15 protein-coding genes are annotated in these 14,530 nt (G+C 70.8%); 9 read left to right on the top strand and 6 right to left on the bottom strand.

Translation table 11 applies throughout. The features are described 5' to 3' along the window. The first annotated feature begins 54 nt into the window (after window positions 1-54). A complete protein-coding gene (locus ACFWWU_RS12290) occupies window positions 55-2,652 on the top strand; it encodes an FHA domain-containing protein (RefSeq protein ID WP_384142949.1) in 2,598 nt (865 codons plus the stop codon). 96 nt (window positions 2,653-2,748) lie between these two features. Here the strand turns inward: ACFWWU_RS12290 and ACFWWU_RS12285 are convergent, their stop codons facing one another. Further along, window positions 2,749-3,558 (bottom strand): transglycosylase SLT domain-containing protein, encoded by an 810-nt coding sequence (locus ACFWWU_RS12285; protein WP_384142946.1) that lies wholly within the window; start codon window positions 3,556-3,558, stop codon window positions 2,749-2,751. Window positions 3,559-3,939: 381 nt separating this feature from the next. Further along, window positions 3,940-4,641 (bottom strand): SDR family NAD(P)-dependent oxidoreductase, encoded by a 702-nt coding sequence (locus ACFWWU_RS12280; protein WP_384142944.1) that lies wholly within the window; start codon window positions 4,639-4,641, stop codon window positions 3,940-3,942. 223 nt (window positions 4,642-4,864) lie between these two features. Here ACFWWU_RS12280 and ACFWWU_RS12275 point away from each other — a divergent pair, with 223 nt between their 5' ends. From ACFWWU_RS12275 to ACFWWU_RS12265, 3 genes are all read left to right on the top strand, one after another. Beyond that, on the top strand, window positions 4,865-6,010 hold the full coding sequence (locus ACFWWU_RS12275) for a GAF domain-containing sensor histidine kinase (protein WP_384142941.1): 1,146 nt from the start codon (window positions 4,865-4,867) through the stop codon (window positions 6,008-6,010). Then, window positions 6,003-6,647, top strand: a complete 645-nt coding sequence (locus ACFWWU_RS12270) for a response regulator (protein WP_384142938.1) — start codon at window positions 6,003-6,005, stop codon at window positions 6,645-6,647. The genes ACFWWU_RS12275 and ACFWWU_RS12270 overlap by 8 nt, the downstream gene beginning before the upstream one ends. 165 nt (window positions 6,648-6,812) lie before the next feature. After that, window positions 6,813-7,055 carry a chaplin gene (locus ACFWWU_RS12265; protein WP_024756203.1) on the top strand — a complete coding sequence of 81 codons (243 nt, stop codon included), beginning with the start codon at window positions 6,813-6,815 and terminating at the stop codon, window positions 7,053-7,055. A gap of 146 nt (window positions 7,056-7,201) precedes the next feature. Here the strand turns inward: ACFWWU_RS12265 and ACFWWU_RS12260 are convergent, their stop codons facing one another. Beyond that, window positions 7,202-8,005: a hypothetical protein gene (locus ACFWWU_RS12260; protein WP_384142933.1), complete on the bottom strand. Its 804-nt coding sequence runs from the start codon at window positions 8,003-8,005 to the stop codon at window positions 7,202-7,204. Window positions 8,006-8,140: 135 nt separating this feature from the next. Here ACFWWU_RS12260 and ACFWWU_RS12255 point away from each other — a divergent pair, with 135 nt between their 5' ends. From ACFWWU_RS12255 to ACFWWU_RS12240, 4 genes are all read left to right on the top strand, one after another. Then, window positions 8,141-8,938 carry an ABC transporter ATP-binding protein gene (locus ACFWWU_RS12255; RefSeq protein WP_384142930.1) on the top strand — a complete coding sequence of 266 codons (798 nt, stop codon included), beginning with the start codon at window positions 8,141-8,143 and terminating at the stop codon, window positions 8,936-8,938. Between the two features lie 76 nt (window positions 8,939-9,014). Next, window positions 9,015-9,446: an NfeD family protein gene (locus ACFWWU_RS12250; protein WP_384142927.1), complete on the top strand. Its 432-nt coding sequence runs from the start codon at window positions 9,015-9,017 to the stop codon at window positions 9,444-9,446. A 114-nt stretch (window positions 9,447-9,560) separates the two neighbouring features. Further along, window positions 9,561-10,502 carry an SPFH domain-containing protein gene (locus ACFWWU_RS12245; protein WP_384142924.1) on the top strand — a complete coding sequence of 314 codons (942 nt, stop codon included), beginning with the start codon at window positions 9,561-9,563 and terminating at the stop codon, window positions 10,500-10,502. A 92-nt stretch (window positions 10,503-10,594) separates the two neighbouring features. Next, the gene (locus ACFWWU_RS12240) at window positions 10,595-11,368 is read left to right on the top strand and encodes a sulfite exporter TauE/SafE family protein (RefSeq protein WP_384142921.1); all 774 of its coding nucleotides are present in this window, start codon (window positions 10,595-10,597) and stop codon (window positions 11,366-11,368) included. Between the two features lie 83 nt (window positions 11,369-11,451). On the opposite strand, the gene ACFWWU_RS12235 is transcribed toward ACFWWU_RS12240, so the two are convergent. The 3 genes from ACFWWU_RS12235 to ACFWWU_RS12225 form a co-directional block, all read right to left on the bottom strand. After that, complete coding sequence (locus ACFWWU_RS12235) at window positions 11,452-11,958, bottom strand: HNH endonuclease (protein ID WP_024756197.1); 507 nt, start codon at window positions 11,956-11,958, stop codon at window positions 11,452-11,454. Window positions 11,959-12,122: 164 nt separating this feature from the next. Continuing rightward, window positions 12,123-12,662, bottom strand: a complete 540-nt coding sequence (locus tag ACFWWU_RS12230; protein ID WP_384142917.1) for a YbhB/YbcL family Raf kinase inhibitor-like protein — start codon at window positions 12,660-12,662, stop codon at window positions 12,123-12,125. Between the two features lie 52 nt (window positions 12,663-12,714). After that, window positions 12,715-13,497 (bottom strand): sporulation protein, encoded by a 783-nt coding sequence (locus ACFWWU_RS12225; RefSeq protein WP_384142914.1) that lies wholly within the window; start codon window positions 13,495-13,497, stop codon window positions 12,715-12,717. An 87-nt stretch (window positions 13,498-13,584) separates the two neighbouring features. Here ACFWWU_RS12225 and ACFWWU_RS12220 point away from each other — a divergent pair, with 87 nt between their 5' ends. Further along, a complete protein-coding gene (locus tag ACFWWU_RS12220) occupies window positions 13,585-14,247 on the top strand; it encodes a DNA-3-methyladenine glycosylase (RefSeq protein WP_384142911.1) in 663 nt (220 codons plus the stop codon). Window positions 14,248-14,530: the final 283 nt, after the last annotated feature.

Genomic DNA, 14,530 nt, shown 5'->3' with positions numbered 1-14,530 from the left:
CGATGTTCGCCATCCCTAGACTCCCGACGACGGGAGCACATCGGGGGACAAGTAGTGGGGCATGGAGTGCCAGAACTCGTACTGGAATTGAATGGAAGGACCTGGACGCTCGATGCGTCCAGGTCGTACACCCTCGGCCGCGATCCGCAGGGTGACCTGGTCATCGACGATGCCAGGGTCTCGTGGCGACACGCCACGGTCAGCTGGGGCGGTCGGAGTTGGGTCATCGAGGACCACGGCTCCACGAACGGCACGTTCGTCCAGGGGCAGCGGATCCACCAGATGGAGATCGGCCCCGGATCGGCCGTCCACCTGGGCAACGCGACCGACGGCCCCCGGCTGAATCTCGCTGCCGGAGCCCAGCCCGCGCACCAGGCGCACCAGCCGCCGGCCCAGGCACAGGCGGCCCAGCCCGCCGCCGCCCACCAGGCCGCGGGGGCGCAGGCCGCCGCCCAGGCCGACTGGGCGACCCACCAGGCCCCGCCGCAGCACCAGGCCGGGCCGCAGCAGGGCTGGCAGGAGCAGGCCCCGCAGCCCGCGCAGCCGCAGGTCCCGCACCAGCAGGGCGGCCCGCAGGGCCCGCACGGTCACCAGGGGCCCGGCCACCCCGGCGCCGCCGCGGGGGCGTCGTCGGCCTACGCCGACCGCAGCCCCACCACGTTCCACCAGCTGAACCTCGGCCACGTCATGCGCATCGGCCGTGCCCTCGAGAACGAGCTGGTCGTCTCCGACCTGCAGGTCTCGCGGCACCACGCCGACTTCCACGCGACGCCCGACGGCCGCTTCGAGATCCGCGACCTCGGCTCGCACAACGGCACGTACGTCAACGGCCAGCCGATCCCCAAGGGCGGCTCGGCCGTCCTCGGCCCGCAGGACATCGTCGGCGTCGGCCACTCGACGTTCCGCCTCGTCGGCGGCCAGCTCGAGGAGTTCGTCGACACCGGCTCCGTCTCCTTCTCGGCCCGCCACCTCACGGTGACGGTCGACGGCGGCAAGCAGATCCTCCGCGACGTCTCCTTCGGCGTCCCGGAGAAGTCGCTGATCGGTGTCATCGGCCCGTCCGGCTCCGGAAAGTCCACGCTGCTCAAGGCGCTGACCGGCTACCGCCCGGCCAACGAGGGCGACGTCCTCTACGACAACCGGAGCCTCTACAAGCAGTTCGCCGAGCTGCGCCAGCGCATCGGTCTGGTCCCGCAGGACGACATCCTGCACAAGGAGCTGACCGTCCAGAAGGCGCTCCGCTACGCGGCCAAGCTCCGCTTCCCCGGCGACACCGCCGCGGCCGAGCGCGAGGCCCGCATCGACGAGGTGCTGCGCGAGCTCAAGCTCGACATCCACCGGGAGAAGAAGGTCACCTCCCTCTCCGGTGGCCAGCGCAAGCGCGTCTCCGTAGCCCTGGAGCTCCTCACCAAGCCGTCGCTGATCTTCCTGGACGAGCCGACCTCCGGCCTCGACCCGGGCATGGACCGCGACGTGATGCAGCTGCTGCGCGGCCTCGCCGACGACGGCCGCACGGTCCTCGTCGTCACCCACTCGGTGGCCGAGCTGGGCCTGTGCGACAAGCTCCTCGTCATGGCGCCCGGCGGCTCGGTGGCGTACTTCGGCCCGCCGGAGGAGGCGCTGAACTTCTTCGGCTACTCCACCTGGGCCGATGTCTTCTCCGCCTTCGAGAACTACCGCGACTACGACTGGGCGGGCCGCTGGAAGGGCTCGCAGCACTACCAGATGTACGCCGCGGACATCGACGCCGTCGCCGCGCAGCCGGTCCAGATGCCGCAGCAGGCGATGGCCCGCCAGCCGAAGCCGCAGGGCTGGGGCTCGCAGCTGTGGACGCTGATCCGCCGCTACGTCTCCGTGATCGCCTCCGACAAGGGCTTCCTGGGCCTGATGGTGATCCTGCCCGCCGTCCTCGGCGCGGTCTCGGTCGTCATCCCGGCGGACTTCGGCCTCGGCTCGCCGACGGCGCCGTCACGCTTCAACGGCGACGCCGGAACGATCATGCTGATCCTCATGGTCGGCATGTGCTTCAGCGGCGCGGCCAACTCGGTCCGCGAACTGATCAAGGAGCGGGTCATCTACGAGCGGGAGCGCGCCACCGGCCTCTCCCGCTCCGCGTACCTGATGTCCAAGGTGATCGTCCTCGGCCTGATCACGGCCTTCCAGGGCGTCATCATCTGCGGCATCGGCTTCTCCACCCGCGCTCTGCCCGCCGAGGGCCTCCTCATGCCCCCGGCCGTCGAGCTGTGCATCCAGGTGATCGCCCTCGGCCTCACCTCGATGATGTTCGGCCTGGTCATCTCCGCGCTCGTGAAGACCGCCGAGAAGACCATGCCGCTCCTCGTCATGTTCGCGATCATCCAGGTCGTGTTCACCGGCATCCTCTTCCAGGTGTACGGCTCGCCCGGCCTGGAGCAGTTCGCCTGGCTGATGCCCTCCCGCTGGGGCATCGCCGGCGCCGGCACCACCCTCGACCTGGCCCGCCTCATGCCGCCGTGGGACCCGAAGAACCCCACGGACACCGACTCCCTGTGGGAGCACACGGCCGGCCAGTGGGGCTTCGACCTCGGCGTCCAGCTGCTCATGGCGGCCGTCTGCTGCGTCGTCGTGGCGCGGCTGCTGCGCCGCCACGAGCCCGAGGTCATGCGCAAGTAACGACTCAGGCGACACGCCGAAGGGCGGCACCCCGCACAGGGGGTGCCGCCCTTCGGCGTACGCCGGGAGGATCCGCGGACAGCGAGGACCGGAGGATCAGTAGGCGCTGTTGACGTTGTCGATCGAGCCGTAGCGGTCGGCCGCGTAGTTGGCGGCGGCGACGAGGTTGGCGACCGGGTCGTACTGGTCGAACTTGGTGCCGGGGATGTGGTAGGCCTTGAAGGTCGGGTAGATGACCTGGAGCAGGCCCTTGGACGGGACGCCGTTGATGGCGTTGATGTCCCAGTTGTTGATGGCCCGCGGGTTGCCGCTGGACTCGCGCATGATGTTCTTGTGCAGGCCGTTGTAGCTGCCCGGGATGTCGTGCTTGTCCATGATGAACAGCGCCTCGCGGATCCAGCCGTCGAGGTTGTTCGCGAAGACCGGCGTACGGGCGACGGAACGGCTCGCGGCCGCCTTCTCCGCGGCGCGCTTCTTCGCGTCCGCCTTGGCCTTGGCCTCGGCGTTCGCCTTCGCGGCGGCCTTGGCCCGGGCGTCGGCCTTGGCCTTCGCGTCCGCCTTCGCCTTCGCGTCCGCCTTCGCCTTGGCGTCGGCCTTGGCCTTCGCGTCGGCCTTCGCCTTCGCCGCCGCCTTGGCGTCGGCCTCCTGCTTGGCCTTCAGGCCGATGGTGGTCTGCTGCTCGGTGACGCTGGCGGCCAGCGCCTTCGCCTGCGGGCTGGCGGCGTCGTACGACCAGGCGACCTGCTGCGTACCGGAGAGGGCCTGGGGCTCGGTCTCGGTGGAGCCACCGTTGCCCGGCACGAGGGAGAGGGTGAGTGCTGCGGCGCCCAGAGCGGCGACGCCGGCGATCGTGGCCTTGTGGGTCTTCTTCAGACCACGACTGTGGCCGGGGGTGTTCGCAGACATCAGGACTACCTCTTCGAATCGCTGGGGGGTCGCTCGCCGGGGGCGGCGCTGCGCCTGCTCGGCGGCGACGAGGGCAATTCTTAGCGGCAGCAAAATCGTGTGGCAAAGGTGTGACGTACGATCCCGGGTAGTGGATCAGGGCCTTGTGCACAGGCCATGGAATGCCCCTTGTGGCCAGGTTCCTCCGCGTCTATCTGGCCTCCTGGCGTCCACTAGGGGTCTTCGTAAGTGATGTGGGTCCTATGCGCGGGCTCACATCGGGCACGTAACAAACTCACCAGGCGTTGCGGCAGCAATGCAGACGGTGAGGCAGGTCCTCCGGAAGGAGGAGAAGGGCGCCGCCGGACTCGTACCAGAGGCGCCCCTCACCCTTCCCGGCCCTCACCCCACCGCCCCCGCGAGCTCCGGCGCCACGTACCGCCCGCTGGCCGGCCGCCGGTCGAGCAGGTGGAGGAAGCCCGGCACCACGGACTCCGGACCCGGCCGCGTACCGATCCCCTCCGGCACCGCCGCCGCGTACAGATCCGTCTCCATGTCACCCGGGTCCACCGCCCACACCCGCAGCTCCGGCTCCTCCACGGCCAGCACCGCCACCAGCAGGTCGACCGCGGCCTTCGACGCCCCGTACCCGCCCCACGTCGCGTACGGCACCGCCGCGGCCTCCGAACTGAGCGCGATCACCGTCCCCGCGGCGCTCGCCCGCAGCAGCGGGAGGCTCTCCTGTACGAGGCCGAGCACCGCCACCACGTTCGTCTCCAGGGCGGCCCGCAGACCGTCCAGCGGCTGGTCCTCAAGGCGGGGGAGCGGCGCGGCGCCCAGCACGCCCGCGTTGTTCACCAGCAGATCGAGCCCGCCGAGCCCCCGGGCCGCGGCCACCAGCTCCCGCCGGTGCGCCGCGTCCCCGACGTCGCCGGGCAGCGCGACCACCCGTGTGCCGTGCGCGGCGCGCACCGCCGCCGCGCTCTCCTCCAGCGCCCCCGCCGTCCGGGCGTTCAGGACGAGGTCCCAGCCCCGCCCGGCCAGCGCGTGCGCCAGCGCCCTGCCGAGCCCCTTCGACGCCCCCGTGACGATCGCGACAGCCATGACCCGTCCCCCTATGTATCCGTACCGCATCCGTTGTGCGTGTCCCTGGCGTCCGGCACCACCTGCCGACGCCGACGGGCACCACCCTCGCGCCGGGCCCCGTCCCGCCGCCTCGGCCCCCGGGTCCGGCCCGCCGAGGGCATTGGACCTAGGTCCCGAGTCCCCCTCCCGCGCCGTCCCCAGGCGGATACGCACGGTCACACCCCGCCGGTACGGTGAACACATGAGCCATCGACCGAGCTCCGGCCTCTCCGCCGTGAGCACCGCCCTCCTCGCGATGAGCCGCCATCTGGAGGTCCGCGACGTCCTCAAGACGATCGTGGCCTCCGCCCGCGAGCTCCTCGACGCCGAGTACGCGGCCCTGGGCGTCCCCGACGACCACGGCGGCTTCGCCCAGTTCGTGGTCGACGGCGTCAGCGACGAGCAGTGGAAGGAGATCGGCCCGCTGCCCCGGCAGCACGGCATCCTCGCCGCGATGCTGCACAAGGCCGAGCCCGAGCGCCTCGCCGACGTCCGCGAGGACCCCCGCTTCGAGGGCTGGCCGGCCGCCCACCCCGAGATGTCCGACTTCCTCGGCCTCCCCGTCAGGGACGGCGACGAGATCCTCGGCGCGCTCTTCCTCGCGAACAAGCGCTGCCCGAAGGAGACGGCCGGCTGCGGCTTCACCGCCGAGGACGAGGAACTGCTCGGCATCCTCGCCCAGCACGCGGCCATCGCCCTCACCAACGCCCGGCTGTACGAGCGCAGCCGCGAGCTCACCATCGCCGAGGAGCGCTCCCGCCTCGCCCACGAGCTCCACGACGCCGTCAGCCAGAAGCTCTTCTCGCTCCGGCTCACGGCCCAGGCCGCGGCCGCCCTCGTCGACCGAGACCCCGCCCGGGCCAAGGACGAGCTCCAGCAGGTCGCGCTCCTCGCGGCCGAGGCGGCCGACGAGCTGCGTGCGGCGGTCGTCGAGCTGCGCCCCGCGGCGCTCGACGAGGACGGCCTCGTCCACACCCTGCGCACCCAGATCCAGGTCATGGACCGAGCCCACACCGCCAGGGTCACCTTCGAGAGCCCGGGGATCCGCGCCCTGCCCGCGGCCCAGGAGGAGGCCGTGCTCCGCGTCGCCCAGGAAGCCCTGCACAACGCCCTGCGCCACGCGGAGGCCGAGCTCGTCACCGTCATCCTCGCCCGCAGCGGCCAGGGCGCGCGGCTCACGGTCGCCGACGACGGCAAGGGCTTCGACCCCCGCACGGTCCGCAGCGCCGGTCGCCACCTCGGTCTCGTCTCCATGCGGGACCGGGCGGGCGGCGTCGGCGGCGGACTCACCGTGACCTCGGCCCCCGGTGAGGGCACCACGATCGAGATGGAGGTTCCCGGTGGCTGACAAGCCGATCCGTGTCCTGCTGGTCGACGACCACCAGGTCGTCCGCCGAGGCCTGCGCACCTTCCTTGAGGTGCAGGACGACATAGAGGTGGTGGGGGAGGCCTCCGACGGCGCCGAAGGAGTCGCCCGCGCCGAGGAGCTCCGCCCCGACGTCGTCCTCATGGACGTGAAGATGCCCGGCACCGACGGCATCGAGGCGCTGAAGCGGCTCCGCGAGCTCGCCAACCCGGCCAGGGTCCTGATCGTCACCAGCTTCACCGAGCAGCGCACGGTCGTCCCCGCCCTCCGCGCCGGAGCCTCCGGATACGTCTACAAGGACATCGACCCCGACGCCCTGGCCGGCGCCATCCGCTCCGTCCACGCGGGCCACGTCCTGCTCCAGCCTGAGGTCGCCGAAGCGCTCCTCAGCCAGGAGGACTCCCCGAGCGGTACGGGACGGGGCACCACCCTCACGGAGCGCGAGCGCGAGGTCCTCGGCCTGATCGCCGACGGCCGGTCCAATCGCGAGATCGCCCGCGCGCTCGTCCTCTCCGAGAAGACGGTCAAGACACACGTCTCGAACATCCTGATGAAACTCGACCTCGCGGACCGCACCCAAGCCGCGCTCTGGGCGGTCAGACACGGCCTCACCGACTGACCCGCGCTCCGTGTGCGCCCCCTGACACTCCGGGCGCACGACCGTTCAGTCCTTCATACCGTCGGGTGTATATCCCCCGTTCGGCGCAACCCGGCGGGGGCGGCGGCGTTCTCCATGGCGTGCTGCGGCGGACCTGCCGCAGCGATGACCAGGAGGATGTACCAAGTGAAGAACCTCAAGAAGGCCGCTGCCGTCACCATGATCGCCGGTGGCATCATCGCCGCCGGTGCGGGTGCCGCCTCCGCCCACGGCGCCGAGGCCGACGGCAAGGCCCTCAACTCGCCGGGCGTCGCGTCCGGCAACCTGGTGCAGGTCCCGGTCCACGTCCCCGTGAACGTCTCCGGCAACACGGTCAACGTGATCGGCCTGCTCAACCCGGCCTTCGGCAACCACGCCCTCAACGGCTGAGCCACCCCAGAACCACCGGCCCCCGGACGATCCCCCCGGGGGCCGGCCCCTTTTCCGACGCACCCCTCGCACCGCTCGGCCCTGGCGGGCCTCCCGGGCTTCGGGCCGCTGCGGCGGTCTCCGACCGCCGAGGTGTGGACCGGGGTTCAGACCCCCCGCTCGCGTTCCTTCTCCCGTTCCCGCTCCTCCACGTACGCGTTGTACGCGGCCACCTGCGCCCGCCGGGCGACCCGCTCCACCGGCCGCAGCGCCTCCCCCCGCGCCGCCATTTCCGAAGCGCTCACCGCGCCCCCGTGCCCGTGGTCGTACGCCAGGTCCACAAGCAGGCCGATCCGCTGGGCCAGCTCGAGCACGCGCACCGCCCGCGGCGGGTACCCCGGGGCCAGCACCTCGCGCCCCACCTCCGCCCGCGCCCGGTACGCCGCGCGCGCCACGTCCGCCGCAGGGCCCGAGGCCGCCACGTCCAGCCGCGTCAGCACCGCCGTCGCGTCCCGCAGCGCCTCCGCGAGCTCCCGCTCCGCCTCACCGAGCGTCGGCACGTCCGCCGGCGGAGCCTCCCGCACCGCGAGACAGCGCCAGACGACCTCCACATGCACGTCGCCCACCGGCCCCGCCTCCGAGACCTCCGGCACGAGACCGTACGGCGCGCCGAAGCCCACCACGGCCTCCTCCGATTCCAGGGCGCGCGCGTTGAACTCCGGCGGCCCGCTCAGCCCCAGCGGATGCCCCGGCGCCGGCAGCGCCACCCGCCACCCGGTCACCCCGAGCCGCCGCAGCCGGCCCAGCGCCAGCGTCAGCCCCACCGGCGCCGCCTCACCCGGCAGCCCCTCCACGCGGTGCACCGCGTCCTCCCCGACAATGGCCAGCGCCGCGTCGTCCGGCGACACCGCCCCGGCAAGCAGGGCATTGCCCCAGGCGGCCAGGCGTCCTGAGCGTGGTTCCGAAAGCATCCCCCCAGACTAAGGACTCAAAGGAAGCCCTAGGGACCGGCCCGCTCCGTCGATAACGTAGGTTTTCCCCTGGACGCCGCGCCCATCGGTGCAAGGCGACGACACGACTCGACCGCAAGGGGAGACAACGCGCTCATGAGCGATGTACTGGAGCTGGTGGACGTATCCGTGGTCCGCGGCGGACGGGCTCTGGTGGACGAGGTCTCCTGGTCGGTCAAGGAGGGCGAGCGCTGGGTGATCCTCGGGCCCAACGGCGCCGGCAAGACCACCCTCCTGAACATCGCCTCCAGCTACCTCTTCCCCACCAAGGGCACCGCCACGATCCTCGGCGAGCGGCTCGGCGGCGTCGGCACCGACGTCTTCGAACTCCGCCCCCGCGTCGGCATGGCCGGCATCGCCATGGCGGAGAAGCTGCCCAAGGACCAGACCGTCCTCCAGACCGTCCTCACCGCCGCGTACGGCATGACGGCCACCTGGCACGAGGACTACGACCCGGTCGACGAGGAGCGCGCCAAGGCCTTCCTCGACCGCCTCGGCATGAACGACTACCTGGACCGCAAGTTCGGCACCCTCTCCGAGGGCGAGCGCAAGCGCACCCTGATCGCCCGCGCGATGATGACCGACCCCGAGCTCCTCCTCCTCGACGAGCCCGCCGCCGGCCTCGACCTCGGCGGCCGCGAGGACCTCGTCCGCCGTCTCGGCCGCCTCGCCCGCGACCCGTACGCCCCCTCCATGATCATGGTCACGCACCACGTCGAGGAGATCGCCCCCGGGTTCACCCACGTCCTGATGATCCGTCAGGGCAAGGTCCTCGCCGCCGGCCCCGTGGAGACCGAGCTCAGCTCGCGCAACCTCTCGCACTGCTTCGGCCTGCCGCTCGTCGTCGAGCGCGTCGGCGACCGCTGGACCGCCCAGGGCCTGCCGTTGAAGTAGCGGACCGGAGCGCCGGCGTCCCGCACAGCCGCCCGCGCCCTGTCCCGGAAGGTCCCCACCGCCCTACCATGACCACGTGGACATCGACGCGTGGGTCTGGTGGTTGATCGGCGCGGTGGGGCTCGGCATTCCGCTGGTCCTGACCGCGATGCCGGAGTTCGGCATGCTGTCCGTCGGCGCGGTCGCGGGGGCGGTGACCGCCGCGCTCGGCTTCGGCATCACCCCTCAGGTGATCGTCTTCGCCGTCGTCTCCGTGGCACTGATCGCGGTGGTCCGCCCGATCGCCGCCCGTCACCGCGACGACCGGCCCCGACTGGCCAGCGGCGTCGACGCCCTGAAGGGGCGTCAGGCCGTCGTCCTGGAAAGGGTCGACAACAGTGGTGGCGGCCGTATCAAGCTCGCGGGCGAGATCTGGTCCGCCCGCGCGCTCGACAGCGGGCAGACCTTCGAACCGGGTGACCAGGTCGACGTCGTGGAGATCGACGGCGCGACGGCCGTGGTCATGTGACCACACGTCATATGACCGAACCTCGCCCATGACGTTCCGCCGTCTGGGAAACTCGATCTGGATCATCGAAAGCCATCCGGCACTCAACCGGTATCGAAGGGCACGGGGAACACGATGTCAGCAGTCATCATCGTCCTGATCATTCTGGTGGTGCTCGTCTTCATCGCCCTGGTCAAGACGATCCAGGTCATCCCGCAGGCGAGCGCGGCGATCGTGGAGCGCTTCGGCCGCTACACCCGCACGCTCAACGCCGGACTGAACATCGTCGTCCCGTTCATCGACTCGATCCGGAACCGGATCGACCTGCGCGAGCAGGTCGTCCCGTTCCCGCCGCAGCCGGTGATCACCCTGGACAACCTCGTCGTCAACATCGACACGGTCATCTACTACCAGGTGACCGACGCCCGGGCCGCGACCTACGAGGTCGCCAGCTACATCCAGGCGATCGAGCAGCTCACCGTCACCACCCTGCGCAACGTCATCGGCGGCATGGACCTGGAGCGGACCCTTACCTCCCGCGAGGACATCAACGCGGCACTGCGCGGCGTCCTCGACGAGGCCACCGGCAAGTGGGGCATCCGCGTCAACCGCGTCGAGCTCAAGGCGATCGAGCCGCCGACCTCCATCCAGGACTCGATGGAGAAGCAGATGCGCGCCGAGCGCGACAAGCGCGCCGCGATCCTCACCGCGGAGGGCACCCGCCAGTCCGCGATCCTCACCGCCGAGGGCGAGAAGCAGTCCGCGATCCTCCGTGCCGAGGGCGAGTCCAGGGCTGCCGCCCTGCGCGCCGAGGGCGAGGCCCAGGCCGTCCGTACGGTCTTCGAGGCCATCCACGCGGGCGACCCGGACCAGAAGCTCCTCTCGTACCAGTACCTCCAGATGCTCCCGAAGATCGCCGAGGGCGACGCCAACAAGCTCTGGATCGTGCCCAGCGAGATCGGCGACGCCCTCAAGGGCCTCTCCGGCGCCTTCGGCAACGTCGGCGGCGGCGTCCCCGGATTCAACACCAAGGACGGCGCCCGGTCCGACCGGCGAGAAGAACCCCCGGTTGACTGACACGTACACCTAAATCTCGTGCATGATCGGTGCGAGCCCCTCGACCCCGACGACGTCGGAGCGGGGAGGCGACTCACTGACCATGTAAGGAGATGGCGTTGTCCATCTGGGAAGCGCTGGCGATCTTCGCGGCCGGTATCGGCGCCGGCACCATCAACACCATCGTGGGATCGGGAACGCTCATCACGTTCCCGGTCCTCCTCGCGACCGGGCTCCCCCCGATCACCGCGAACGTCTCCAACACCCTCGGCCTCGTCCCCGGTGCCATCAGCGGAGTCATCGGCTACCGCCACGAACTGAAGGGCCAGAAGGCCCGTATCCTCCGCCTCGGCGGCGTGGCCCTCCTCGGCGGCCTCATCGGCGCGATCCTGCTCCTCGCCCTGCCGTCCGAGGCCTTCGACGCGATCGTCCCCGTCCTCATCGGCATCGCGCTCGTCCTGGTCCTGCTCCAGCCCCGCATCGCCGCCGCCGTGCGGCGACGCCGCGAACAGACCGGCACCGTGGCCCACCCCGACGGCGGCCCCGTCCTCCTCGTCGGCCTCTGCCTGGCCAGCATGTACGGCGGATACTTCGGCGCCGCCCAGGGAGTGCTCTACCTCTCCCTGATGGGCCTGCTGCTCCACGACACCCTGCAGCGCATCAACGCCGTCAAGAACGTCCTCGGTGCCCTCGTCAACGGCGTCGCCGCCGTCTTCTTCCTCTTCGTCGCCGAGTTCGACTGGACGGCCGTTCTCCTCATCGCCGTCGGCTCCACCGTCGGCGGCCAGATCGGCGCCAAGGTCGGACGCAAGCTGTCGCCGTCCGTCCTGCGCGGAGTGATCATCGCGGTCGGCGTCGTCGCGATCCTCCAGCTGACGCTGAAGTAGCCCGGTCCACGGAAGAGCCCGCCTCCCACATCGGGGAAGGCGGGCTCACACCGTACGAGACGGCCCACACCGTACGAGACGGTCTACGCGGCCGAGTTCGCCAGCCACTCCGGAAGCTCGGACCGCTCACCCGCCCGCATGGCGAGCAGCATCGCGTCCGCGGGCGACGGCACGAACGGCTCGTGCAGCAGCGGCATCCCCGCCTGCTCCGGCGTCCGGTCGGCCTTGCGGTGGTTGTCCTCGGCGCAGGACGCGACGGTGTTCAGCCAGCTGTCCCCGCCCCCCTGGGCACGCGGCACGACGTGGTCGACGGTCGTCGCCCGCCTCCCGCAGTACGCGCACCGGTGTTGGTCCCTGACCAACACCCCCCGCCTCGACCACGGGGCGTGTCTTCGGAACGGCACCCGTACGTACCGGCAGAGCCTGATCACCCGCGGCACCGGAAGATCGACGGCGGCACCACGCACCCGCAGCTCGGGATGGGCCTGCTCGACGACGGCCTTGTCCTGCAGGACAAGCACCACCGCACGGTTGAGTGTGACCGTCGAAAGCGGCTCGAAGCTTGCGTTGAGTACCAGTGTGTCCCGCATTGTGCCCACCTCCCGTGTGCCGGCCCCACCCCGGAGCGGGGCGCGGGGCCTGGATCAACGATGGCCGGGCCGGCCGGGGTCGGACAACGCAATTTCCCGCGTAACGAAAGATGCCCGCTTCTGATCTCTCCAAGACCAGAAGCGGGCAAACAACAAACGAACGATCAGACCGCCGCGCGAGCCGCGTACTCACCGACCAACTGGGCACGTCCCAGCGTGTGGAAGCGCAGGTTGAAACCGATGGCCGCCGGCGAGGCACCGGCGTCCGGCCCGAGCTTCTCGCTGTCCACGGCGTACACGGTGAAGACGTACCGGTGCGCGGGGTCCCCGGCCGGGGGAGCGGCGCCGCCGAACTCCTTCGCGCCGTAGTCGTTCCGGACGTGCACGGCGCCGGCCGGCAGCCCCTCGAACGACCCCGACCCGGCACCCACGGGCAGCTCCGTCACCGACACCGGGATGTCGAACAGCACCCAGTGCCAGAACCCGCTGCCCGTCGGGGCGTCCGGGTCGAAGCACGTGACGGCGAAGCTCTTCGTCCCCGCCGGGAAGCCTGTCCAGCGCAGGTGCGGAGAGGTGTTCCCCGCCGCGTACACCTGAGCGTCCTTCAGGACCCCGCCCGGCGTGACGTCGTCGCTCACCACCGTGAACGCCGCCACCGGCGGATGGAAATCGTGAGGGAGCGGCGCCCTCTTGCCCTCGGACACGTGGAACCTCCGTATCGCCTGTCGTTGCTTTTCCGGCTTTTTTCGGCCGACCCTAGAGCCAGTTGCGGCGGCCGCCGACCTCGGCGAGCCACTGGTTCAGGTAGGCGGCCCAGTCGGTCGTGTGGAAGTCGTGCAGCCCCACCTTGAACGCACGGAACGAGTCGCTGCCCTCGCCGAACAGACCCGGCTTCTTGTCCATCTCCAGGACGACGTCCATCTCACGGTCGTCGGCGACGAAGCTGACCTCGACCTGGTTCAGCCCGCGGTACTGCTGCGGCGCGAAGAACTCGATCTCCTGGTAGAAGGGCAGCTTCTGCCGCGTCCCCCGGATGTGCCCACGCTCCATGTCCGCACTCTTGAAGCGGAAGCCCAGACCGATGAAGGCGTCCAGGATCGCCTGCTGCGCCGGCAGCGGGTGCACGTTGATCGGGTCCAGGTCGCCGGAGTCCACGGCCCGGGCGATCTCCAGCTCGGTGACCACGCCGATGTTCATGCCGTGCAGCTGCTGACCTGCGATCGAGGTCACCGGCGTCTCCCACGGCACCTCGAGACCGAACGGCACCACGTGCACCGCCCCCGCCTTCACCTCGAAGGCACCACCCAGACGCACCTTGAGGAACTCGACGTCCTGCTTGTGCTCCTGGTCGCCACCCTCGACCTCGACCCGCGCCTGCAGCCCGACGGAGAGCGCCTCGATCTGCTGGTCGACACTGCCGCCCTGGATCCGCACCTCACCCTGGACGACACCGCCGGGAACCACGTTCGCCTCGGAGAGCACGGTCTCCACGGTGGCCCCACCGGCACCCAGGCTCGCGAGCAGCTTCTTGAATCCCATGACTTCCACTCCTTCTCGGTACTGACCTCTACATACGCGCGACGACCGTAGCCGGTTCCCCGCCGCCTGCCACTACGCTCGGCCGCCATGAGCGACACCCCCTCCCGTACGCCGCTCCCGCGGGCCTTCTTCGACCGCCCCGTCCTCGAGGTCGCCCCCGACCTGCTCGGCCGCACCCTCGTCCGGAACTCGGCCGAAGGAAGGATCGAGCTACGCCTCACGGAGGTGGAGGCGTACGCCGGCGCGATCGACCCCGGCTCGCACGCCTTCCGCGGCCGCACCGCACGCAACGCCGTCATGTTCGGCCCGCCCGGACACGCGTACGTCTACTTCACCTACGGCATGTGGCACTGCCTCAACCTGGTCTGCGGCCCCGAGGGCGAGGCGAGCGGAGTCCTCCTGCGCGCAGGCGAGATCCTGACGGGCGCCGAGCAGGCCCGCGCCCGCCGCCGCTCGGCCCGCCACGACACGGAGCTGGCCAAGGGCCCCGCCCGCCTGGCCACGGCCCTGGACGTCGCCCTCTCCCTGAACGGCACGGACACCTGCGCCGGCCCCGAAGCCCCGCTCTCCCTGCTGACCGGCACGCCACCCGCCCCGGAGGCCCTCAGCAGCGGCCCCCGCACGGGCGTGGGCGGCGACGGCGCCCCCCACCCCTGGCGCTTCTGGCTCACCGACGACCCGACGGTGAGCCCCTACCGCGCCCACACGCCCCGGAAGCGCAACCTTGACTCCGGCCGCCCGATCGCCTAACGTAGCCCGAGCCGCTGGAAACGGACCTGCTTGTTCAAGCACCCCGCAGCGGCCATCCACTACACACGATGATTCCCCAGCAGGGGCGCATTTCGGCATTCCCGAAATTTGTTTCGAATGACTCGATTATGAGTCACCAGGGAAATCAGCTAAAGTAGTGAACACGCCGGAAGGGCCCGGAGCGAAAGCAAAAGGGACCGGAAAGCACCGAGGAAATCGGATCGGAAAGATCTGATAGAGTCGGAAACGCAAGAACACGAAGTACCGAAGGGAAGCCCGGAGG

Source organism: Streptomyces sp. NPDC058650, from assembly GCF_042717315.1.
Lineage (GTDB): Bacteria > Actinomycetota > Actinomycetes > Streptomycetales > Streptomycetaceae > Streptomyces.
The sequence above is the reverse complement of the archived record's forward strand: the minus strand, read 5'-3'. Positions and strand labels throughout refer to the sequence as shown.